We start from the raw sequence: 21,688 nt of genomic DNA, 5'->3' as shown, positions 1-21,688 counted from the left end.
TCACCGCCGCCCGAACAGCCGCTCGATGTCGGCCAGCTTGAGCTCGATATAGGTCGGGCGGCCATGGTTGCAGGTGCCGGAGCCCGGCGTCGCTTCCATCTGGCGCAGCAGGGCGTTCATCTCCTCGGCCTTGAGCAGCCGCCCGGAGCGCACCGAGCCATGGCAGGCCATGGTGGCGGCGATCTTGTCCAGCCGTTCCTTGAGCGTCTCGACCGTGTCGTTGTCGGCAATCTCGTCGGCGAGGTCGCGGACCAATTGCTGGACGTTGGTCTCGCCGAGCATCGACGGCGTCTCGCGCACGGCGACCGCACCCGGTCCGAAACGCTCGATACCGAGGCCGAAGCGGGCGAGCGTTTCGGAATGCACGGCCAGCCGCTCGGCGTCCTCCTCCGGCAGGTCGATAATCTCGGGCAGAAGCAGCATCTGTGACGGCACCGGCCGCGCGTGCAGCGCGTTCTTCAGCGCCTCGTAAACCAGCCGCTCATGGGCCGCGTGCTGGTCCACGATGATGAGCGAATCCCTGGTCTGGGCGACGATATAGTTCTCATGCACCTGCGCGCGCGCGGCCCCCAGCACCGCGCCGAGCAGCGTCTCCGCCGCCTCGCTTTGCCCGGCGCGCGCATCGGCGCTGGCAAGCGGGCCGGCATCGAACGCGGCTTGCTCATTTTCGCCAAATCCGCCCTGTCTTGCGCCGGTGTGTTCAAAGCCCGGGCTGTCGAATTGCATGTCGAGCGGCCGCTGCGGCGAGCGCGCGGGATCGAAGCCGGCGGCGCCTGAAGCGCGATAGGCCGCGTCGTAGCTGCGATGGCCATTGGCCGGGCCGGGATGTGCATAGGACGGGCTGCCCGGCCGGAACGCTGCCATCATGCCGGCGGCGCCGGTGGTGGCCGAGCGGATGCCGGCATCGGCCAACGCCTGCCGGATCGCGCCGACAATCAACCCGCGCACGAGGCCCGGATCGCGGAAGCGGACATCGGCTTTGGCCGGGTGGACGTTGACGTCGACGATGGCCGGATCGAGCGAAAGAAACAGTACCGTCACCGCATGGCGGTCGCGCGGCAGGACGTCGGCGAAGGCGCCGCGGATCGCTCCGGCGATCAGCTTGTCGCGCACCGGGCGGCCGTTGACATAGGCATATTGCTGCAATGCGTTGGCGCGGGTGAAGGAGGGGATCGACACATGGCCGGTCAGGTGCACGCCTTCGCGCATCGCGTCGATGGCAATGGAATTGTCGGGAAAGTCGGCGCCCATCACCTGCGCGACCCGGCGCAAGCTGCCGTCCGCGCTATCGTCGGTCGCCGGCAGTTCCAGCGTCGTGCGGTCGGAACCGGCCAGCGTGAAACGCACCGTGGGAAAGGCGATGGCGATGCGCTTGACGATGTCGCTGATGGCCGAGCTTTCGGCGCGTTCGCCCTTCATGAATTTCAGCCGTGCCGGCGTGGCGAAGAACAGGTCGCGCACCTCGACCGTGGTGCCGCGATTGGCCGCCGCCGGCTTGATTGGCAGGACGCGGCCGCCCTCGATGCCGATCTCTGCGGCGCTGTCGCTAGAGGCCGTGCGCGAGCGGATCGACAGCCGCGACACCGAGCCGATCGATGGCAGCGCTTCGCCGCGAAAGCCGAGCGAACGAATGTCGTTGATATCCTCGGTGAGCTTGGAGGTGCAGTGGCGTGCAATGGCCAGCGCCAGTTCCCGTTCAGGAATGCCGAAGCCGTCATCGGTGACGCGGATCAGGTTCAGCCCGCCGCCCGATGTGACGACTTCTACCTTGCTGGCCCCAGCATCGAGCGCATTCTCGACCAGTTCCTTGACCACGCTCGCCGGACGCTCGATGACTTCGCCAGCGGCGATCTGGTTGATCATCGTTTCGGAAAGCTGGCGGATGGGCATGCTCTGATCTTACACGGATTCGGTGGGCGCGCGCGAGGCCACTTTACGCCTGCGCCAGCAGCCAATCCCTGACCTTGCGCGCATTGTCGCTGAGCTCGCGATTCTTCGGCCAGATGACGTAGAACGCGGTGCCCGTCTTCATGATGTGGTCCGTCACCGGCACCAGCAGTCCGGTCGACAGCAGCCGCTCGACAAGGTGGCGCCAGCCGAGCGCGATGCCTTGCCCTTCCATGACCGCCTGGATCACAATCGCATAGTCATTGATGCGCAAGCCACGCTCCGCATTGCGGAGACTGGCTCCGGCCGATTGGAACCATTCGTCCCAGTTCGGGGCCTCGCGATAGGGCTCTTCCAGATGAATGAGGCGGTGTGTCGCCAGTTGCTCGACGGTCTCGGGCCGGCCGAATTTCGTCAGATAACTGGGACCCGCGACCGGAAAGATCTCTTCGTCGGAGAGCGCTAGCGAGTGGTAGTCCGGCCAGTCACGTGGCACGCCTCCGCGCACGGCAAGCGGAATGCCTTCGGCGATGATGTCGAGATCTCGGTCGCCGGTCTGGATGCGCAGATCGATGCCCGGCAGTTCGTCGCGGAACCGCTGCAGGCGCGGCATCATCCAGAACGAGCCGAAGGCCGTCGAGGCGGCGAGCGTCACATGGCCGCCAGTCGCCTGCAGGCGCAGGTCCTCCGCCGACTTGCGGATGTGGGAAAGGCCGAGCGAGACGTCGGCATGGAAACGCTCGCCGGCCTCCGTCAGGCTGACCTGGCGATGGCGGCGCTGGAACAGCGTGGCGCCAAGCTGTTCTTCCAACCCGCGCACGGCATAGGAGACGGCGGCCTGAGTCATGCCGAGCTCGCGCCCGGCGGCGGTGAAACTCGACAACCGGCCGGCCGCCTCGAAGACGATCAGGCTGCCGGCGGAGGGCAGGAGGTGGCGAAGGCTTCGCATAAGCTCAGCTTATACAAGAGATCAGGATTTTCCAGCGTCACAGTCGAATTTCACCTCGCTAAGTTGACCGGGATCGAAGGGATGGAGGCTCCATGAACGCACCGGCCGCTGAATTGACCGAGCAAACCCATCGCCGTGGTGGTGGCCGTCTCGGGCGCAAGGCGATGAGGAGCGCGCCGATTGCCTCGTTCCCGACCCTGGTGCGCCAGATTCCGGTCTATGAGATCGTTCCCGATGAGGCGGTGGAACTGATCCACGAGGAGTCGCTCAAGATACTCGAAGAAGTGGGCTGCGAATTCCGCGACGACGGAGCCATCGAGCTCTGGAAGGCGGCTGGGGCCGATGTCAGGGAAACGCGCGTGCGTATCGACCGCGCGCTGCTGATGGAGCTCGTCTCGAAAGTCCCATCCGAATTCACGCTCCATGCGCGCAATCCCGAGCGCACGGTCCGCGTTGGCGGCAAGAACTCGATCTTCGTGCCGATGTATGGCGCGCCCTACATACGCGACCTCGACAACAACAGGCGCTACGGCACGCTTGCCGACCTCAACAATTTCCACAAGCTCGCCTACATGGCGCCGGCGCTGCATTCCTCGAGTTCGGTCATCTGCGAGCCGATGGAAATCGCCGTGCCGAAGCGGCATCTGCACATCATCCATTCGGCGCTGAAACATTCCGACAAGCCGTTCATGGGCATCGTGACGTCCAAGGAGCGCGCCGAGGACACGATGGCGATGGCTGCAATCGTCTTCGGCGAGGAGTTCGTCCGCGAAAACCCGGTGCTGGTGGCGATCACCAACTGCAATTCGCCGCTGGTCTGGGACGCCACCATGATCGATGCGATGCGGGTCTATGCAAGCCACAATCAGCCGCTGATCCTGGCGCCGTTCGCGCTCTGCGGCGCCTCGACCGCGGCGTCGGCCGTCGGCGCGGTGGCGCAGGTCAATGCCGAGGCGCTCGCCGGCGTGGCCCTGACCCAGCTCATCCGTCCCGGTTCGCCCCAGATCTACGGCCAGTTCATGGTCACGGTCGACATGAAGACCGGCGCGCCGATGGGCGGGACGCCGGAGGCCGCCCAGATGATGTATCTGATGGGCGCGCTGGCGCGGAAATACCAACTGCCTTGGCGCACGTCGGGCTTTCATGTCGGCTCCAAGCTCAACGATGCCCAGGCCGGCTACGAATCCAACATGCTGATGCATGCAGCCATCCTCGCCGGCGCCAACTACATCTGGCATTCGGCCGGATGGCTGGAAGCGGGGCTCACCTGCGGTTACTCGAAATTCGCCACCGACTGCGAACAGCTTGTCGGCTGGTACAAATATGCCGGCGGCCTGCCTTTCGACGATTTCAAGGAAGCGATGGCAGCGATCCGCGAAGTCGGGCCGCAGGGCCATTTCCTCGGCACCCAGCACACGCTCGAGCATTTCGAGAAGGCTTTCTTCATGCCGAGCATCATGGACTTCAACTCCTACGAACAATGGAAGGCGGAAGGGGCGAAGGACCACGACACGCGCGGCCGCGAGAAGGCGCGCAACATGCTTGCCGACTATGAGGAGCCGAAACTCGACGAGGGCATTGCCGACGGTCTCAAGGATTTGATCGCGCGGCGCGAGGAAAAACTGCCTGACAGCGTTAGTTGAAAAAGCAGGCAAAGACCTCACGGGAACAACAAGGGGAGAATGACATGACGATTTTCAGAAGCAACGGCGATCGTGTGCCGCCCGCTATCGAAGCGATGGCGGCGGAAGCGAAGGCGGGTCGCATGGACCGGCGCGAGTTCCTGGCGCTGGCTAGCGCGCTTGGTGCGTCGACGGCATTTGCCTATGGCATGATCGGCCTCGCCGCGCCGACGCAAGCTGTGGCCGAGGAACCGAAGAAGGGCGGGACGCTGCACGTCTCGATGGCGGTGAAAGCGCAGAAGGATCCGCGCACTTACGATTGGGTGGAACTGGCCAATATCTCGCGTTGCTGGCTGGAGCCGCTGGTGCGCTACACCAGGCAATTCACCTTCGAGCCGGTGCTGCTCGAAAGCTGGGACATCAACGACGACGCCACCGAATACACGCTGCATGTGCGCAAGGGCGTCGCCTGGAACAATGGCGATGCCTTTAGCGCCGATGACGTGGTGCACAATGTGACGCGCTGGTGCGAGAAGGGCGTCGCCGGCAACTCGATGGCGGCCCGCGTCGGTGCGCTGATCGATGCCAAGACCGGCAAGGCCAGGGACGGCGCCATCACCAAGGTCGACGACAACACGGTCAAGCTGAAGCTCAGCGAGCCCGATATTTCGCTCATTCCCAATTTCACCGATTATCCGGCGCTCATCGTGCACCGCAATTTCGACGCCGATGGCGCCGACCCGATCAAGAAGCCGATCGGCACGGGAGCGTTTGAGTTGGTCTCTTACGACGTCGGCCAGAAGGCGGTGGTCAAGCGCCGCGAGAACGGCAAATGGTGGGGCGGCGAGGCGCCACTCGACGGTATCGAATTCATCGACTACGGCACCGATTTCAACGCCACGGTGAACGCGTTCGATTCCGGTGAAATCGACCTCAATTTCGAGTCGCCCGCCGACTTCATCGACATTCTCGACAAGATGGGGCTGCAGAAGTCTGAGGTCGCGACCGCCACCACGCTGGTTGCCCGCACCAACATCACGCACAAGCCCTACGACGATCAGCGCGTTCGCAATGCGCTGCAGATGGCGGTCGACAACAACGCGGTGCTGCAGCTCGGCTACAACGGCCGCGGCACGGTCGGCGAGAACCACCATGTCAGCCCGATCCATCCGGAATACTATGCCCTGCCCAAGAAGGAGCGCGACGCCGCCGGCGCCAAGAAGCTGATGGCGGACGCCGGTCAGGCCGACTTCGAGCACGAGCTGATCACCATCGAGGACGACTGGCAGAAGAACACCGGCGACGCGATCGCCGGCCAGCTGCGTGACGCCGGCATCAAGGTCAAGCGCACGGTGCTGCCGGGCTCGACCTTCTGGAACGACTGGACGAAATATCCCTATTCGATGACCATCTGGTACATGCGCCCGCTCGGTGTCCAGGTGCTGGCGCTGGGTTATCGCACTGGCGAGGCCTGGAATGAATCGGCCTATTCCAACCCCGACTTCGACGCCAAGCTCAAGCAGGCGCTCTCGCTGATCGATGTCGCCAAGCGCAAGGAGGTGATGAAGGATGTCGAGCAGATCCTGCAGGACTCCGGCGTCATCATCCAGCCGTTCTGGCAGAAGCTCTACAGCCACACGAACAAGAAGGTGAAGAACTACGGCGTCCACCAGACCTTCGAGATGGACCTCCAGAACGTCTGGCTGGACGCCTGACGCCAGAAGTTCTGCCACACAGCGCCGGCGCTCCCTTGCGCCGGCGCAATGCCGCCGATGGGGAAGAATTTGCATGTCCGGCCGGGTCTTCAAACGTTTGTTCGAGCCGGCCACCTTGCGTGGCAAAACATTGCGCAACAGGATCGTGTTTGGAGCCCATACGGCGAACATGGCCGAGAACGGGCTGCCGACCGAACGCCATGTCGGCTACTACGCCGAACGCGCCATCGGCGGGGCCGGCATGATCGTGGTCGAGCCGATGCCCGTGCATCAGGCCGCCGTGCTTACCCGTGGCAATTTCAGCCCGTCCGATGACCGCGTCATCCCGCATTTCCGCAAGGTGACGGAGGCGATCCGCGGCAACGGCGCCGTCGCCATCCAGCAGCTCTACCATGTCGGTCAGCACGCGGACGCGGACAACTCGTTTCACCCCGGTTGGTCGCCTTCCGGCCTGCCGAGCTACCACGATTCCGACGGCTCGCATCGGATGTCCGAAGCCGAGATCGAAGAAATGATCGACGGCTTCGTCCAGGCCGCGCGCCGTTGCCACCAGGCCGGCTTCGACGGCGTCGAGGTCTGGGCGGCGTACCATTCGATGCTGGACCAGTTCTGGACACCCTGGTCGAACCGCCGGGACGACCGATGGGGCGGCAGCCTCGAAAACCGCACCCGCATGAGCCGTGAGGTGATGACCAGGATTCGCCGGGAATGCGGCGATGATTTTATCATCGGTCTCGCGATCAATGATGAGCCCGAAGTCGAAGTGGCGCTGAAGCGCGAAGCGCTGGCCGAGATCATCGACCTCCACGACCGCGATGCCTTGATGGACTATGTCACTTGCGGAACGGGTTCCTACTTCGATTTCTACAAGATCATGCCGACCTTTGTTTACCCGGAGAAGCTCGGTGCCGACCTGGCGTCCGTGCTCAAATCCACCGTGCGTCACGCGTTGATCACCGCCGAGAGCCATATCCGCACGCCCGAGAACGCCGAGAGCGTGCTGAGCGAAGGCCGTGCCGATCTCGTTTCCATCGTGCGTGGGCAGATCGCCGATCCGCATCTGGCTGCAAAGGCTGCCGCCGGCCGGCCGCAGGACATTCGCGGCTGCCTGTCCTGCAACCAGATGTGCTGGGGCCGGCGCAGCCGTGACTACTGGATCAGCTGCGTCATCAATCCTTCCGCGGGGCGGGAATGGGAGTGGGGCGGCGACCGCTTTGCTCCGGCCGGCCAGCCGAAGCGCGTACTGGTCGTCGGTGGCGGCCCGGCCGGTCTCGAAGCGGCGCGCGCCGCGGCCGAGCGCGGCCATCGCGTCACGCTGGCCGAGGCATCCGATCGCCTTGGGGGGCAGTTCCGTCTTGCCGGGCTGCAGCCGCGCCGTGCCCAGATTCTGGACCTGATCGACTGGTATGAGCGCCAGCTCGGCCAGCTCCAGGTCGACATCCGCTACGGGCAGTATGTCGAAGCCGACGATGTCGAGCGCGAAGGCGCCGATCACGTCATCGTGGCGACCGGCTCGATGCCGCCGGACGGCGCTTTCCAGCGGGCCTTGCCGCATTGGGAGAGCGTTCCGGGCGGCGGTCCGGTGCTCTCGGCCGAAGCGGTGATGGCGCGCGAGGCGAGGCCGGGAAAAAATGTTCTCTTGCTGGACGATGGCGGCAATTGGAAGGGCTGCGGCACCGCCTGGAAACTCGCCGAGGATGGTCACAATGTAACGCTTGTGACACCGGACGCCCTGGTCGGCAAAGAGCTTCAGCGAATGGCCGTCGATGCGCCGCTGCGACGGGTACTCGCCGAGCTGAAGGTGCGGTTTGTGACCGAGAGCGCCGTCGTTCATTGGGACGGCAGGGTGGCCAGGATCGCTTCGCTGCTCGACGGGACCGAGCAGCAGGTCGAGGCCGACGCTTTGGTCTTCGCCACCACCAGCATGGCGCAGGACAGCCTGTCCATCGAGCTCGAAAGGCGCGGAATTGCGCATACCTCCATCGGCGATTGTACCGCCTCCAGACAGGCGGCATTTGCCATTCATGACGGGCGCAAGGTGGCGCTTGGTCTTTGACCATCGCGAAAGGCGCCAGACCAGGCAAGGCATGAACGGGGCTAATGTCTGAATGCGTATCAGGTCAATCAAAGTCTATCAGGTGCTTCTGCCTGTTAAAGGCGGTGCCTACCGGATGGCCAGCGACACCGTGCAGAATTTGGACAGCACGCTGGTTGAAGTCACCACCGAGGATGGACTGTCAGGCTGGGGTGAGACTTGCCCGATCGGCCCTGTTTATCAACCCCAGCATGCTCTGGGCGCGAGAGCGGCAATTGCTGAAATAGCGCCGGGACTTATCGGCGAGAACACAGCGTCCATGCGCCGCCTCGCCAAACGAATGGACGAACGGCTGAACGGTCACAACTATGCCAAGGCGGCCTTGGACATAGCTCTCCTCGACCTCGCCGGCCAGTGGCTGGGCGTCCCTGTTTCAACACTTCTCGGTGGTGCGCTCACCGATCGCGTGCCGTCATACTACTCGACGACCGTCGGTGCTCCGGACGAGACCGCGCGTATTGCCGCCGACAAGGTCAATGCCGGATATCCACGGCTTCAGATCAAGATCGGCGGGCGGGATCTCGAACAAGACGTCGCCACTGTGCACAAAGTATGGGAGGCGGTTGGCTTCAGGGCCCGCATAGCCGTCGACGCCAATCGCGGCCTGACCGCTGCCGCGGCGCTGCACATCGATCGGCTTTGCCAGGCAATCCCGTTCGTGTTCGAACAGCCTTGCAACACCATGGAGGAAGTCGCTGGTCTCAAAGGGCGCGTTACGCATCCGATCTATCTCGATGAGAGTACCGAGGATTTGAATGCCGTGCTTCGGGCAGTTTCGTCAGGTATCGCCGACGGATTCGGATTGAAGGTCACCCGTCTTGGTGGTCTGACCAAGATGGCCACGGTCCGCGACCTGTGTGCGATACGATCTCTTCCGCACAGCTGCGACGATGCCTGGGGCGGAGACGTCATCGCCGCGGCATGCGTCCACCTCGCCGCTACCGTCGAGCCGAGACGTTTTGAGGGAGCCTGGATCGCGCAGGAGTACATCGAAGGGCATACTGATCCCGCAAACCCGATCGTGATCGAGAACGGGCATATACGCGTCCCGCAGATCCCAGGGCTCGGTGTCAAGCCTGAGCGCTCCCAACTCAACGCGCCGATCGCCACTTTCGGAAACTAAGGATCGTTGGATTTGATCTATGCAAGCAGACGCGCCGCCCGGAGGAGGCTTCATGAGCCGCAAAAAAGCCGATATGCACGATGCGTGGTATTGATTGCCTTCCGCAGTCAAACATTCGGGGAAATCCATGAAACTGCTGCTCGCTGCCATCCTGTCGATTGCCGCACCAGCCGCGGCATTGGCCGGCCCGGCGTCCGACGCCGTGAAGTTCTTCTATGTCCCGCAGGTCAAGTTCGAGGCCGACGCGCAATACCGCGATCGCTTCACCGAGCCGGTGACGAAACTGTTCGACCTCAACGACCAGGCCACCAAGAAGAATCCGGACCAGGTCGCCTGTATCGACTTCGACCCCGGCCTCGACGCGCAGGATTTCGACCAGAAGGCCCTTTCCAAGACACTGAAGCTGTCCGAGACGGTGGAGGGCGATACGGCGCAGGTGGTGGCGAGTTTCAGTCTTTTTCCGGAAGGAGACGATTCGCAGCGCGAAATGCACTGGTCGCTGAAGAAGGTCGACGGCAAGTGGAAGATATCGGACATTGCATCGAAGACCAGCGACTGGACGCTGAGCCAGCTCGAATGCATGGCGGGCCAAGATCCGGAGTGATGCGATGGCCGGTCGCACGCTTCTTTTGTTCTCGGCCGTGTGCCTGCTGGCGGCGGACTTGAACGGCGCGGCCGCTCAGGGGCTGTTGGGCGCGCCGCCGGCAAAAGCTCCGGCCGGGACCGCGCCCGATGACAGCGTGACGCCGGCAACCCCGCCTGGCGGCGCCGCGGAGCCGCCGACCCCACCCGTCGCATCGCCGCCAAGCGAGCCTGCCGCTCCAATCCAGCCGGGGTCGCCGACCGCGGTGGTGCGGCCGTTCTACGATCAGGTCGGCCTGGAGGTCGATCCTGCTCAGCGCGGCCATTTCATCGATCCGGCGAAAGCCGTGCTCGACAAGAGCGATGCCTTGCGCAAATCCGGGCAGGGCGAGTGCCTGGACCCCAACATGGCGCTCGACAATGCGGACTACGACAAGGCCGAGATCGACAAGAGCCTGAAGACGCTCGAAGCGATCAATGGCGACCAGGCCAAGGTGATCGTCGCCTTCGTCGTCGCCGGTAACCCGCACCGCCTCGAATGGAAGTTCAAGAAGGTCGATGGCGAATGGAAGATAGCGGACCTTTTGTCGGTGACCGGCGAATGGGCACTCAGCCAGTACCAGTGCGAATGATGGCCGAACTAGCCGCGCCCGCGATAGGGGGTGACGCCGGTATCCGGCAGCCAGGCGCCTTCGGGCGGAGCGCCGGTCTGCCAGAACACATCGATCGGAATGCCGCCGCGCGGATACCAATAGCCGCCTATGCGCAACCAGAGCGGCTTGGTCGCGGCCACGATGCGGCGTCCGATCATCACCGTGCAGTCTTCATGGAAGGCGCCATGGTTGCGAAACGAGGTCATGAACAGCTTGAGCGACTTCGATTCCACCAGGGCGGCATCGGGTGCGTAGTCGATGACGATGTGGGCGAAATCCGGCTGTCCGGTCACTGGGCAGAGCGAGGTGAATTCCGGGCAGGTAAAGCGCACGATCGCCGGCGGCCCGTCGCCGCGCGAAAACGGCACGGTTTCCAGGACCGCGGCTTCGGGGCTCTGTGGCGTCTCGACGTGCGTGCCGAGCTGGGTGAGATTTTTGGTATCGATCATATGCGGTTTCCCTTGGATTTGCCGCTCATTAGCACAAATTAAAACGGCAGGAAGACGATGACCAGCAACGACCCGCTTCTCCAACCCTACCAGCTCAAGCATTTGACGCTGAAGAACCGGGTGATGTCGACCAGCCACGAGCCGGCTTACTCGGAGGACGGCATGCCGAAGGAGCGCTACCGGCTCTACCATGCCGAAAAGGCCAAGGGCGGCATGGCGCTGACCATGACCGCCGGCTCGGCGATCGTTTCGCGCGACAGCCCGGCTGCCTTCGGCAATCTGCACGTCTATGACGACCGCATCGTGCCGTGGTTGGCCGAACTCACCGATGCCTGCCATGAGCATGACTGCAAGGTGATGATCCAGATCACCCATCTTGGCCGCCGCACGGGTTGGAACAAGGCCGACTGGCTGCCGGTGCTCTCGGCTTCGCCGGTGCGCGAGCCGGCGCATCGCGCTTTCCCCAAGACCATCGAGGACTGGGACATCGAGCGCATCGTCGCCGACTATGCGTCGGCCGCCCAGCGCTGCCAGGCGGCGGGGCTCGACGGCATCGAGTTCGAATCCTACGGCCATCTGATGGACGGCTTCTGGTCGCCTGCCACCAATCATCGCGATGACGAGTATGGCGGTTCGCTCGACAACCGCCTGCGCTTCACCAACATGGTGCTCGATGCGGTGCGGGCGGCGGTCGGCGAGAAATTCGTGGTCGGCATCCGCATGGTCGCCGACGAGGATTTCGACAAAGGCCTGTCGAAGGAGGAGGGCGTCGAGATCGCCAGGCGGCTGGCCGGCTCCGGCAAGCTCGATTTCCTCAACATCATCCGGGGCTCGATCGAGACCGACGCGGCGCTCACCAAGGTCATTCCGGTGACCGGCATGCGGTCTTCGCCGCATCTCGATTTTGCCGGCGAGGTGAGGGCGGCGACGAAATTCCCGACCTTCCACGCGGCGCGCATTTCCGATGTCGCCACCGCGCGCCATGCGATCGCCACCGGCAAGCTCGACATGGTCGGCATGACACGCGCCCATATCGCGGATCCGCACATCATCAAGAAGGTGATGGAGGGCCGCGAGCACGAGATACGTCCCTGTGTCGGCGCTACCTATTGTCTCGACCGCATCTATGAAGGCGGCGAGGCGCTATGCGTTCACAATGCGGCGACCGGCCGCGAGGCGGATATCCCGCACGTCATTGTCAAGACGGAAGGGCCCAAGCGGAAAGTGGTGGTCGTCGGCGCCGGCGCTGGTGGGCTGGAGGCGGCGCGCGTCGCAGCCGAGCGCGGTCATCAAGTCACGATCCTCGAGGCATCATCACAAGCTGGCGGCCAGGTGCGTCTGGCGACCCAGAATCCGCGCCGCAAGGAATTGATCGGCATCATCGACTGGCGGCTGGCCGAACTCGACCGGCTCGGCGTCGAGATCCGCTATGACACCTGGGCGGAACAGGACGATGTCCTGGCGCTGGCGCCCGACGTCGTGGTGATCGCCACCGGTGGCCTGCCGCAGAACCCGCCGCTGGCCTCCGGCGACAATCTCGTCACCTCGAGCTGGGACATCATGGCCGGCAGCGTCAAGTCGGCCGAAAATGTGCTGCTCTACGACGACAATGGCGGCCATCAGGGCATGGGCGCGGCCGAACTGATTGCCAACAGCGGCTCGAAGCTGGAACTGGTTTCGCCGGAACGCTTCTTCGCCCCCGAAATGGGCGGCATGAACCACGTACCCTATGTCAGGGCCTTCCAGGAAAAGGGCGTCACCGTCACCATCAATACCCGCCTGCGCTCGGTGCGGCGCGAAGGCAATCAACTGATCGCGGAACTCGCTTCGGATTTCGCCGATGGCTGGCGCGGAGAGCGCAGGGTCGACCAGGTGGTGGTCGAGCACGGCACGGCGCCGCTCGACGATCTGTACCTTTCGCTGAAACCGCTGTCGAAGAACGGTGGTGCGGTCGACTATGAGCGGCTGGTCAACGGCGGCGACATTTTTCCCAAGCGCAACGCGGATGGCGGCTTCGTGCTCTTGCGCATCGGCGACGCGGTTGCCTCGCGCAACATCCACGCCGCCATCTATGATGGGATCAGGTTCGGGATCAGGATTTGATCACGATCAGGTGGCGCGCAACGGCCTTTGCAAGGAGAGCCACCTGCCGCTCTGGTCCGTTGCGCGCCGCGCATGATCGGCTTTCACCGGCCGTGCGATTCTAAAACATCTTGGCGGTCGCCATGCAAAGCACGGTGATGACCAGCAGCCCGCCGGCGATACGTTCGCCCCTGGTCATTTTCGCGCGCAGCACCGTTTGGGTCGCGGCATCGGCGCCGGCAAGCTGCCTGCTGGCGGAGCCCACAAGCGCGCCTTGCACGCCGGCGGCGATCAGCGCCGTCAAAATGCCGAGCGCCAGTACCTTTTCCATCGAGCCAAAAGCACCCTCATGAAAGAAATACCAGAGCAGCAAACCGGTCAGGAAAGCCAAACCGGCCGCGCCCATTTGCGGCCGGAAGAACCGCTCGGCCCGGATGTCCGGATCGCGGCCAACCGCGATGGTTGTGCCGGCCCAGAAGACGCCGGCCATGACGTGCAGGCCGATGACGGCGATATAAACATACTGCATGATCGCATTCCTCTCATTCGCCCGCCGCCTACGCGCCGCAACCCTGTCGCGATGCCATCAATAAGGCAAAATTAGATATCTAATGGTTAGATGTCAATCATGAAGTCAAGTTTCACATTCCCACTGCTTGCTCTACTGTCAGATCATGACACCATTTGACCGCCCGCCGGTCGGCATGAATCTCGGCCGAACCGCCAAGCTTGTCGCCCAGGCCTTCGACGCTGCCTTGGTTGAAGCAGGCGGCACATTGCCGGTCTGGCTCACGCTGCTGTCTGTCAAGTCGAGCGAGCTTGCCAATCAGCGCGAACTCGCCGGCATGATCGGCATCCAGGGCGCGACGCTGACCCATCATCTCAACGCGATGGAAGCGCAGGGCCTGCTGACGCGGCGGCGCGATCCCGTTAACCGCCGGGTTCACCTGGTCGAATTGACGGAGACGGGAGAAGCGCTGTTCGAGACGTTGCGGCAAGCGGCACTCATCTTCGACAAGCGGCTTCGCAAAGGACTGTCCGACGAGCGTCTGGCGGAATTTGCGCAGGTGCTTGCGGCGTTGCGGAAAAACGTAGAGAGCTAGGAATGCCGGCCTGTTGGCTCAGTCATAGCTCTGGATTGTTCCAAACGCATAGTGGCGTAGTTTCAGCGCAGTGATCAGGCTGGTCAATTTGGTCTTGCCGTCAAAACCGTCCTGAAACATCTCGTCGTGCATGAGCAGGATCAACTTGCCGGGTTTGGCGAAATGGCCATAGCCGAACAAGTGATCGATCTCGCTGACCAGACGGTCGACGCTCTGGACCGGCTCGCCGCTGTCCTTGTGCACCCACTCGTGGTCCCAGCCATAGAGATAAAAGCCGGAAGCGGCGACGAACTCATAGTCGGGATCCTCACGGCCGGCTTGCGCCTGCCCAAGCGAATTGTCGTTCTTCGACATCGAAGGCAGCCGGAACACATCGCGCCCCGGCAAGCAGGCGTGCACAGCCGGTTTCAGGCCCAGCACGGCATTGGCCCTGAGCATGTCTGCGACCACGCCTTCCGTATCGCCATAAAAATGCCGGTAGTGATTGTAGGCGTGACTGTAGCTGTGGTTGCCGATCGTCACCAGCGGCATAGCCTTGGCGCGCCGCACCAACGTCTTGTTGGACGCACTGGCCTCGGCATGCATACCGACCATGAACAGCGTTGCCGGAACCTGCGCGGCCTCCAAGACGTCGAGGATGTTGCTTGTACCGTTCAGCGGACCGTCGTCGAAGGTGAGATAGATGGTGCGATCCGCGCCATGGGCAGGCAACGCCGACATCAACATGGCTGCCAGGGGAAGCCGAAAGAATGTCATGGGGCCGCCATCCCCTCGCGATCAGGACAGGCCGCCATTTCCGCGGCTGCTTGTCAAGGCTGGCCGGGTTACGCCAGGCTTCCCTGCAATACCGTCAGCCTGGCTTTCTTCGGCATGCGGGCGGTCAGCCATTCGAGCGCCTTGTCATGCGGCATCGGGAAGGCGATGGAATAGCCCTGCACCTGGTCGCAGCCGATCGCCATCAGCGAGTCGAGCTCGGCCTCGGTTTCGGCACCCTCGGCGACGATGGAGATGCCCAGCCCCCGGGCAAGTTCAGTGATGGCGCGCACGATCTTGGAGTTGTCGCCATTCTCGTGGATGTTTTGCACGAAGCGACGGTCGATCTTGAGCCTGTCGATCTCGTTGGGATTGACGTGGCTGAGCGAAGCATAGCCGGTGCCGAAATCATCGAGTTCCAGATGCACGCCGGCCGCCCTGATATGACGCAGCTTCGCCGCGATGCCAGTCTTCTCGTCGTCCAGAATGACGGATTCGACGATTTCCAGCGACAGTTTCTGCGGCGGCAGTCCGGCTTTCTCCAGCGTATCGAACAAAAACGCATCGAAATCATGCTCGCGCAACTCGGTACCCGAGACATTGACCGCAAGCCGGCCGAAGGCAATCCCGGCACGGTTCCACTCGGCGGCCTCGTTGATCGCCTTGCTGATCACGATGCGGCCGATCTCCGGCATGAAGCCGCATTTCTCGGCCACCGGGATGAATTCGCCCGGCGAGATCATGCCGCGCTCGGGATGATTCCAGCGCACGAGCGCTTCGATGCCGCTGATGGTGCCGTCGGTCAGCGAGACCTGCGGCTGGAAATAGACCTGGAACGCCTTTTCGGAAATGGCGACCTTGATGTCATGTTCGAGCTGCTTGCGGTAGTCGAGTTCGCGGCGCAGTTCCTCGGAAAAGAACGAGAAGTTGCCGCCACCCATTTTCTTGGCGGAGTAGAGCGCCAGATCGGCATGGACGAGCAGGTCCTGCGCGTTGTCGGCATCGATCGGATAGACCGCGATGCCGCCGCTGGCGCCCGGGAGAATGGTGGTGCCCTGGAACACGATCGGCTCGTTGATGTGCACCAGGATGCGCCGTGCCAGCATGTTGATGTCCTCGGTGCTGCCGGCCCCGTTGAGGATCATCACGAATTCGTCGCCGCCGAGCCGCGCGCACAGATCCGAGGCGCGGCAGGAATCGCGCATGCGCTGTGCCGTCACGACCAGGACATAGTCGCCGGCGGCGTGGCCCAGCGTATCGTTGATCTGCTTGAAGCGATCGAGGTCGAGCTGGACTACGGCCAGGCGCTCGCGCCGGCGATGCGCGCCCTTGATCAGCGTCTCGAAATGGTCGGTGAGGAAGGTGCGGTTGTGCAGGCCGGTCAGGCCGTCATGCACAGCGATGAAGGCCATCGAATTGCGCGCGTCTACCAACTCACGCGTCTTGCGCAGGATCGCGTTGGACATCGGCCTGAAGATGAACAGCGCCACCAGCAGGATGACGCCGAGTGTGGCGTAGAACAGCGTGCGGTGGAGGGAGAGCAGCTTTTCGGAGCGCTCGTCGGCATCGGCGCTGATGCGCTGGCCGAGCGCGGCATAGCCCGACAGCGTGGCATTGGCGACCGAGGCATCGAGATTGACGCGTTCGGCGCCGCCCTTGTAGCCGCCATTGTCGCCAAGATTGAGCTGCGATTCCAGTGCGGAGACCAGCCGGTCGCCATTGGCGATCAGGCCAACCGAGAAATAGTCCAGATGAAAGGGCTTGGCGAAAAGCACGCTCTGGATCGACTTCGCATCGAGCTTGGCCGGCGATTGCGGATCCGCGCCCGTCTGCTTGAGCAGCAGATCGTAGTTCGTCTCGAACTCCGCCGTGGCCTGCTTCAGCGCGCTGACCAGCGCCGGCTGCTTGTCGCGCGAGGCGGCGCCCGTTGCGTTGGCCAGGAAGACGATGCGCTGCGACAGCGTCTTCTGCGTACCGACGATGTCGAGCAAGGTGTTGTTGTGCTGCTGCGTGGCCATCGTCTGCTGCAGCAGGACGAAGGAGGCCGCGACCATGGCGGCAATGATCAGCAGCGCCAGCCAGTAGCCAGCCTTGATCAGCAGTATGAGCTTGCCTGAAACGGTTTGCACCGGCTGCTGAGACATGTTCGGGGGCGGTCCTCTCGCCAACGGATTTATGCGAGCACCATTGAACTGCAAACGTTAACAGGACTGGAAATCGACGGCCGCCCGGCGCGGACGAGAGGCGGAAAGATCACGAAATGGTTATCGGGTTCTTTCGCGGCCGCCCCGCATTTGAGCATTCGTCGGCCCATGCGTTTCCGGGTGGTCACCTGGGCAATGTCGGAACGTCCCAGCTGATGCTGCCCGGCCACCTGATCCGGTCGCTTTTGCGATGGATTTTTTGTGCGGGCGGGACGACAGTCTGCCGAAGTCAAACGGGGCCCGATCATGACCGCAGCATTTCTCTCCCATATCGACAGCGAGCTTGCCGGGTTGAAATCCGCCGGGCTCTACAAGTCCGAGCGGGTGATTTCCTCGATGCAGTCGGCTGAGATCGAGGTCGGCGGCGAGAAAGTGCTGAACTTCTGCGCCAACAACTATCTCGGCCTTGCCGACAGCGCGGAACTGCGCGCGGCGGCCACGCAGGCGCTCGACCGCTACGGCTACGGCATGGCCTCGGTACGCTTCATCTGCGGGACGCAGGAAGAACACAAGCAGCTCGAGACGACGATCTCCTCTTTCCTCGGCTTGGAGGACACCATCCTCTACGGCTCCTGTTTCGACGCCAATGGCGGCCTGTTCGAGACGCTGCTTGGCGAGGAAGACGCAATCATCTCGGATGCGCTGAACCACGCCTCGATCATCGACGGCGTCAGGCTGTCGAAGGCCAAACGCTTTCGCTACGCCAACAACGACATGGCCGATCTCGAGGCGCGATTGAAGGAAGCCAAGGATTGCCGCTTCCGGCTGATCGCCACCGACGGTGTGTTTTCCATGGACGGCATCATCGCCAATCTCTCAGGCGTCTGCGACCTGGCCGAGAAATACGACGCCATGGTCATGGTGGATGACAGCCATGCGGTCGGCTTCGTCGGCGGCAATGGGCGCGGTTCGCCCGAGCATTGCGGTGTCGAGGGCAGGGTTGACATCATCACCGGCACGCTCGGCAAGGCGCTCGGCGGCGCTTCCGGCGGCTACACCTCGGGCAAGAAGCAGGTGGTCGACTGGCTGCGCCAGCGCTCGCGGCCTTATCTCTTCTCCAACACGCTGATGCCGGCGATCGCCGGCGCCTCGATCAAGGTGTTCGAGCTGATCCGCAATGGCGACGGATTGCGCGAGCGCCTATATGCCAATGCGGCGCGGTTCAGGTCCCAGATGGGCAAGCTTGGCTTCACGCTGGCCGGGGCCGACCATCCGATTATCCCGGTGATGCTGGGCGATGCCACATTGGCGCAGGAGATGGCGGCGCGCATGCTGAAGCGTGGTATCTACGTCATTGGATTCTCATTCCCTGTGGTGCCGAAGGGCCAGGCCCGCATCCGCACCCAGATGTCGGCGGCGCACTCCAGCGCCGACATCGACCGGGCCGTGGAAGCGTTCGGAGCGGTCGGCAGGGAATTGGGCGTGATTTCCTGAAGGGCCGGTAGCGAAAAGCGATTCCGGATCAAAGATTCAAGGGACAAGAGAATGTCGAACATGATGAAGGCACTGGTGAAGGCCAAGGCCGAACCGGGCATCTGGATGGAAGAGGTTCCGGTGCCGGAGATCGGCCCCAACGATGTGCTGATCAAGATCAAGAAGACCGCAATCTGCGGCACCGACGTCCACATCTACAACTGGGACCAGTGGGCGCAAAAGACGGTTCCTGTGCCGATGGTTACCGGCCACGAATTCGTCGGCACGGTCGCCGACTTTGGTGCCGCGGTCACCGAATACAAGGTCGGCCAGCGGGTGTCGGGCGAGGGACACATCGTCTGCGGCCATTGCCGCAACTGCCGCGCGGGCAGGGGGCATCTGTGCCGTAACACGCTCGGCGTCGGCGTCAACCGTCCCGGCGCCTTCGGCGAGTACCTGGCCATTCCCCAGCACAATGTGGTGCCGATCCCCGACGACGTGCCGGACGAGATTGCCGCGATCTTCGATCCCCTGGGCAATGCGGTCCACACGGCGTTGTCCTTCGATCTGGTCGGCGAGGATGTGCTGGTCACCGGCGCCGGACCGATCGGCATCATGGGCGCGCTGGTGGCGCAGTGCGTCGGCGCACGCAAGGTTGTCATCACCGACATCAACCCGGTGCGCCTGGCGCTGGCCAAAAAACTCGGTGTCCAGCATGTCGTCGACGCTTCGCAGGAGAAGCTGCGCGACGTCATGCCGGCACTCGGCATGACAGAAGGTTTCGATGTCGGGTTGGAGATGTCGGGCGCCGCACCTGCCTTCCGCGACATGATCGACACCATGAACAATGGCGGCAAGATCGCCATCCTCGGCATCGCCCCGACTGGTTTCGAGATCGACTGGAACAAGGTCATCTTCAAGATGCTGCACTTGAAGGGCATCTACGGCCGCGAGATGTTCGAGACCTGGTACAAGATGATCGCCCTGGTGCAGGGCCCGCTCGACGTCTCGGCGCTCATCACGCACCGCATCGGCATCGACGATTTCCAGGCCGGCTTCGATGCGATGCGCAGCGGCAGTTCCGGCAAGGTGGTGATGGACTGGTAACGGCGCGCATAGCGCTATCCGGTGAAACGTCTGCGCGAGGCGCCCCCCTCTGTCCTGCCGGACAGAGGGGGGCGCTGTCCCCCCAGCCTATCCCCATTCTTTCAGCGCTACTTCTCTTCCAACGTCCTTTCAAGTGCCGCCACCCCACGCACAATCGCCGCACGTTCGTCCACGCCAAGTTTCGCCAGCAGTTCCCGCTCGAAACTCTGCGCCAGCGGCACCATCTCGCGATAGGCTGCAAGCCCGACTTTGGTAAGCGTCAAGTGCTCGACGCGGCGGTCGTTCTCGTCAGGTGTTCGTACCAGCCAGCGCCGCCGTTCTAACTCGGCCACGGCGCGCGAGACCTTGGTCTTGTGCATGGCCGACTGCTCGCCAAGTTCCGTCGCGGTCATCGTGCCGCGCTGTCCCAATCCCGACAACGTGCGCCATTCGGGCCGGGTCAGGCCATGGCGGTCCTTATAGACCTTCGAGAATTCGCGGCTGACCGCATCTGCAAGGCGGTAGAGCCGGTAGGGCAGAAAGCTTTCGAGTTCGAGAATGTCCATTGTCCGCATCCGGGAAAAACGGAAGATTGATAGTTACATTTTCGATGGTTACAAATGAAACCAATTTGGTCAATCCGGGAGGAAGCAATGGCCTTTTCCTATATGCCGGGTTTCGGCAACGACTTCGAAACCGAAACCTTGCCCGGCTCACTGCCGCAGGGACGCAACTCGCCGCAGCGGCCGGCCTACGGCCTCTATGCCGAGCAGCTTTCAGGCTCGCCCTTCACCGCGCCGCGCGGCACCAATGAGCGCTCCTGGCTCTATCGCATCCGGCCGAGCGTCAAGCACACGGGCAGGTTCAAGGCGGCGAGTTGTCCCCTGTGGAAGAGCGCCCCCAATGTCGGCGACCACGAGCTGGCGCTTGGCCAGTACCGCTGGAATCCGGTGCCGATGCCGAAAGAGCCGACCGACTTCATCAAGGGTATGCGCACCATCACCACCGCCGGCGACGTGCTTGGCCAGACCGGCATGGCTGCCCATGTCTATGTCGCCAACCGCTCGATGACCGACGATCATTTCTTCAACGCCGACGGCGAGCTGCTGATCGTGCCGCAGGTGGGCAGCTTGCACTTCATCACCGAGATGGGCGTCATCGAGCTTCGGCCCGGTGAAATCGCCGTGCTGCCGCGCGGCCTCGTCTTCAAGGTCGAACTGGTCGACGCCGAAGTGCGCGGCTATGTCTGCGAGAATTACGGCGCCAAGCTGACGCTGCCTGACCGCGGCCCGATCGGCGCCAATTGCCTGGCCAACCCGCGCGACTTCAAGACGCCTTGCGCCTGGTTCGAGGAGAAGGAGACGCCGTGCCGGCTGATCGTGAAATGGTGCGGCAATTTTCACGTCACCGAGATCGGCCATTCGCCGCTCGACGTCGTTGCCTGGCATGGCAACTACGCGCCCTATAAATATGATCTGGCGACCTTTTCGCCGGTCGGTGCGCTGCTGTTCGATCACCCCGATCCGTCGATCTTCACCGTGCTGACGGCGCCGAGCGGCGAGGAAGGCACCGCCAACATCGATTTCGTCATCTTCCCGCCGCGCTGGCTGGTGGCGGAAGATACGTTCCGGCCGCCCTGGTACCATCGCAACATCATGAGCGAGTTCATGGGCCTGATCCATGGCCAGTACGACGCCAAGGAGGAAGGTTTTGTCCCCGGCGGCATCAGCCTGCACAATCTGATGCTGGCCCATGGCCCGGATGCGCCTGGCTTCGAAAAAGCCTCGCGCGCGGACCTGAAACCGGTCAAGCTCGACAACACCATGGCCTTCATGTTCGAAACCCGCTTTCCGCAGATGCTGACCCGCTACGGCGCCGAACTCGAAACCCGGCAGGACAATTACATCGATTGCTGGGCCGACCTGAAGAAGCGGTTCAATGGCACGCCCGAGGGCGACTGGTCTTGAGCGGC

The 21,688-nt window shown here is 63.1% G+C and carries 18 protein-coding genes; 11 read left to right on the top strand and 7 right to left on the bottom strand.

The features are described from left to right. The gene (mutL, locus tag LB557_RS02900; RefSeq protein ID WP_015318340.1) at positions 1 to 1,890 is read right to left on the bottom strand and encodes a DNA mismatch repair endonuclease MutL; all 1,890 of its coding nucleotides are present in this window, start codon (positions 1,888 to 1,890) and stop codon (positions 1 to 3) included. Between the two features lie 43 nt (positions 1,891 to 1,933). Continuing rightward, positions 1,934 to 2,836: a LysR substrate-binding domain-containing protein gene (locus LB557_RS02895; protein ID WP_015318339.1), complete on the bottom strand. Its 903-nt coding sequence runs from the start codon at positions 2,834 to 2,836 to the stop codon at positions 1,934 to 1,936. 92 nt (positions 2,837 to 2,928) lie between these two features. Between LB557_RS02895 and LB557_RS02890 the strand changes: the two genes are divergently transcribed. The 6 genes from LB557_RS02890 (at position 2,929) to LB557_RS02865 (ending at position 10,605) form a co-directional block, all read left to right on the top strand. Further along, positions 2,929 to 4,479: a trimethylamine methyltransferase family protein gene (locus LB557_RS02890; protein WP_224641499.1), complete on the top strand. Its 1,551-nt coding sequence runs from the start codon at positions 2,929 to 2,931 to the stop codon at positions 4,477 to 4,479. Between the two features lie 44 nt (positions 4,480 to 4,523). Continuing rightward, on the top strand, positions 4,524 to 6,173 hold the full coding sequence (locus LB557_RS02885; RefSeq protein ID WP_015318337.1) for an ABC transporter substrate-binding protein: 1,650 nt from the start codon (positions 4,524 to 4,526) through the stop codon (positions 6,171 to 6,173). Between the two features lie 73 nt (positions 6,174 to 6,246). Then, positions 6,247 to 8,229 (top strand): FAD-dependent oxidoreductase, encoded by a 1,983-nt coding sequence (locus tag LB557_RS02880; protein WP_224641501.1) that lies wholly within the window; start codon positions 6,247 to 6,249, stop codon positions 8,227 to 8,229. A 52-nt stretch (positions 8,230 to 8,281) separates the two neighbouring features. Continuing rightward, positions 8,282 to 9,391: a mandelate racemase/muconate lactonizing enzyme family protein gene (locus LB557_RS02875; protein ID WP_224641503.1), complete on the top strand. Its 1,110-nt coding sequence runs from the start codon at positions 8,282 to 8,284 to the stop codon at positions 9,389 to 9,391. 127 nt (positions 9,392 to 9,518) lie between these two features. Continuing rightward, a complete protein-coding gene (locus tag LB557_RS02870) occupies positions 9,519 to 9,995 on the top strand; it encodes a DUF3828 domain-containing protein (RefSeq protein ID WP_015318334.1) in 477 nt (158 codons plus the stop codon). A gap of 4 nt (positions 9,996 to 9,999) precedes the next feature. Beyond that, on the top strand, positions 10,000 to 10,605 hold the full coding sequence (locus LB557_RS02865; protein WP_224641505.1) for a YbjP/YqhG family protein: 606 nt from the start codon (positions 10,000 to 10,002) through the stop codon (positions 10,603 to 10,605). Between the two features lie 8 nt (positions 10,606 to 10,613). Here LB557_RS02865 and queF read toward each other — a convergent pair whose 3' ends face one another. Beyond that, on the bottom strand, positions 10,614 to 11,075 hold the full coding sequence (gene queF / locus LB557_RS02860) for a preQ(1) synthase (RefSeq protein WP_015318332.1): 462 nt from the start codon (positions 11,073 to 11,075) through the stop codon (positions 10,614 to 10,616). Positions 11,076 to 11,132: 57 nt separating this feature from the next. On the opposite strand from queF, the gene LB557_RS02855 reads away from it, so the two are divergent. Then, the gene (locus LB557_RS02855; protein ID WP_140824549.1) at positions 11,133 to 13,178 is read left to right on the top strand and encodes an FAD-dependent oxidoreductase; all 2,046 of its coding nucleotides are present in this window, start codon (positions 11,133 to 11,135) and stop codon (positions 13,176 to 13,178) included. Between the two features lie 100 nt (positions 13,179 to 13,278). Here the strand turns inward: LB557_RS02855 and LB557_RS02850 are convergent, their stop codons facing one another. Beyond that, positions 13,279 to 13,686 (bottom strand): hypothetical protein, encoded by a 408-nt coding sequence (locus LB557_RS02850; protein ID WP_140824550.1) that lies wholly within the window; start codon positions 13,684 to 13,686, stop codon positions 13,279 to 13,281. A gap of 145 nt (positions 13,687 to 13,831) precedes the next feature. Between LB557_RS02850 and LB557_RS02845 the strand changes: the two genes are divergently transcribed. Beyond that, on the top strand, positions 13,832 to 14,260 hold the full coding sequence (locus tag LB557_RS02845) for a MarR family winged helix-turn-helix transcriptional regulator (protein WP_224713004.1): 429 nt from the start codon (positions 13,832 to 13,834) through the stop codon (positions 14,258 to 14,260). Positions 14,261 to 14,278: 18 nt separating this feature from the next. On the opposite strand, the gene LB557_RS02840 is transcribed toward LB557_RS02845, so the two are convergent. Together LB557_RS02840 and LB557_RS02835 are read right to left on the bottom strand one after the other, a co-directional pair. Next, on the bottom strand, positions 14,279 to 15,016 hold the full coding sequence (locus LB557_RS02840) for a polysaccharide deacetylase family protein (protein ID WP_224641509.1): 738 nt from the start codon (positions 15,014 to 15,016) through the stop codon (positions 14,279 to 14,281). Between the two features lie 68 nt (positions 15,017 to 15,084). Next, the gene (locus tag LB557_RS02835; protein WP_015318328.1) at positions 15,085 to 17,157 is read right to left on the bottom strand and encodes a putative bifunctional diguanylate cyclase/phosphodiesterase; all 2,073 of its coding nucleotides are present in this window, start codon (positions 17,155 to 17,157) and stop codon (positions 15,085 to 15,087) included. 306 nt (positions 17,158 to 17,463) lie between these two features. Between LB557_RS02835 and LB557_RS02830 the strand changes: the two genes are divergently transcribed. Continuing rightward, on the top strand, positions 17,464 to 18,651 hold the full coding sequence (locus LB557_RS02830; RefSeq protein ID WP_140617110.1) for a glycine C-acetyltransferase: 1,188 nt from the start codon (positions 17,464 to 17,466) through the stop codon (positions 18,649 to 18,651). A 51-nt stretch (positions 18,652 to 18,702) separates the two neighbouring features. Beyond that, positions 18,703 to 19,737, top strand: coding sequence for an L-threonine 3-dehydrogenase (tdh, locus tag LB557_RS02825; protein ID WP_015318326.1), 1,035 nt, complete (start codon positions 18,703 to 18,705; stop codon positions 19,735 to 19,737). Positions 19,738 to 19,844: 107 nt separating this feature from the next. Here the strand turns inward: tdh and LB557_RS02820 are convergent, their stop codons facing one another. After that, on the bottom strand, positions 19,845 to 20,282 hold the full coding sequence (locus LB557_RS02820; protein WP_224583103.1) for a MarR family winged helix-turn-helix transcriptional regulator: 438 nt from the start codon (positions 20,280 to 20,282) through the stop codon (positions 19,845 to 19,847). Positions 20,283 to 20,369: 87 nt separating this feature from the next. On the opposite strand from LB557_RS02820, the gene hmgA reads away from it, so the two are divergent. Then, complete coding sequence (gene hmgA, locus LB557_RS02815) at positions 20,370 to 21,683, top strand: homogentisate 1,2-dioxygenase (protein ID WP_224641514.1); 1,314 nt, start codon at positions 20,370 to 20,372, stop codon at positions 21,681 to 21,683. Positions 21,684 to 21,688: the final 5 nt, after the last annotated feature.

Origin of the sequence: Mesorhizobium sp. BR115XR7A (assembly GCF_020165315.1) — a bacterium.
GTDB classification, from domain to species: domain Bacteria; phylum Pseudomonadota; class Alphaproteobacteria; order Rhizobiales; family Rhizobiaceae; genus Mesorhizobium; species Mesorhizobium australicum.
The sequence above is the reverse complement of the archived record's forward strand: the minus strand, read 5'-3'. Positions and strand labels throughout refer to the sequence as shown.

What these genes read in the sequence shown, in the direction of transcription:
- mutL (WP_015318340.1), bottom strand. Translation starts at nt 1,890, where the DNA reads ATGCCCATCCGCCAGCTTTCCGAAACGATGATCAACCAGATCGCCGCT.
- LB557_RS02895 (WP_015318339.1), bottom strand. Translation starts at nt 2,836, where the DNA reads ATGCGAAGCCTTCGCCACCTCCTGCCCTCCGCCGGCAGCCTGATCGTC.
- LB557_RS02890 (WP_224641499.1), top strand. Translation starts at nt 2,929, where the DNA reads ATGAACGCACCGGCCGCTGAATTGACCGAGCAAACCCATCGCCGTGGT.
- LB557_RS02885 (WP_015318337.1), top strand. Translation starts at nt 4,524, where the DNA reads ATGACGATTTTCAGAAGCAACGGCGATCGTGTGCCGCCCGCTATCGAA.
- LB557_RS02880 (WP_224641501.1), top strand. Translation starts at nt 6,247, where the DNA reads ATGTCCGGCCGGGTCTTCAAACGTTTGTTCGAGCCGGCCACCTTGCGT.
- LB557_RS02875 (WP_224641503.1), top strand. Translation starts at nt 8,282, where the DNA reads ATGCGTATCAGGTCAATCAAAGTCTATCAGGTGCTTCTGCCTGTTAAA.
- LB557_RS02870 (WP_015318334.1), top strand. Translation starts at nt 9,519, where the DNA reads ATGAAACTGCTGCTCGCTGCCATCCTGTCGATTGCCGCACCAGCCGCG.
- LB557_RS02865 (WP_224641505.1), top strand. Translation starts at nt 10,000, where the DNA reads ATGGCCGGTCGCACGCTTCTTTTGTTCTCGGCCGTGTGCCTGCTGGCG.
- queF (WP_015318332.1), bottom strand. Translation starts at nt 11,075, where the DNA reads ATGATCGATACCAAAAATCTCACCCAGCTCGGCACGCACGTCGAGACG.
- LB557_RS02855 (WP_140824549.1), top strand. Translation starts at nt 11,133, where the DNA reads ATGACCAGCAACGACCCGCTTCTCCAACCCTACCAGCTCAAGCATTTG.
- LB557_RS02850 (WP_140824550.1), bottom strand. Translation starts at nt 13,686, where the DNA reads ATGCAGTATGTTTATATCGCCGTCATCGGCCTGCACGTCATGGCCGGC.
- LB557_RS02845 (WP_224713004.1), top strand. Translation starts at nt 13,832, where the DNA reads ATGACACCATTTGACCGCCCGCCGGTCGGCATGAATCTCGGCCGAACC.
- LB557_RS02840 (WP_224641509.1), bottom strand. Translation starts at nt 15,016, where the DNA reads ATGACATTCTTTCGGCTTCCCCTGGCAGCCATGTTGATGTCGGCGTTG.
- LB557_RS02835 (WP_015318328.1), bottom strand. Translation starts at nt 17,157, where the DNA reads ATGTCTCAGCAGCCGGTGCAAACCGTTTCAGGCAAGCTCATACTGCTG.
- LB557_RS02830 (WP_140617110.1), top strand. Translation starts at nt 17,464, where the DNA reads ATGACCGCAGCATTTCTCTCCCATATCGACAGCGAGCTTGCCGGGTTG.
- tdh (WP_015318326.1), top strand. Translation starts at nt 18,703, where the DNA reads ATGTCGAACATGATGAAGGCACTGGTGAAGGCCAAGGCCGAACCGGGC.
- LB557_RS02820 (WP_224583103.1), bottom strand. Translation starts at nt 20,282, where the DNA reads ATGGACATTCTCGAACTCGAAAGCTTTCTGCCCTACCGGCTCTACCGC.
- hmgA (WP_224641514.1), top strand. Translation starts at nt 20,370, where the DNA reads ATGGCCTTTTCCTATATGCCGGGTTTCGGCAACGACTTCGAAACCGAA.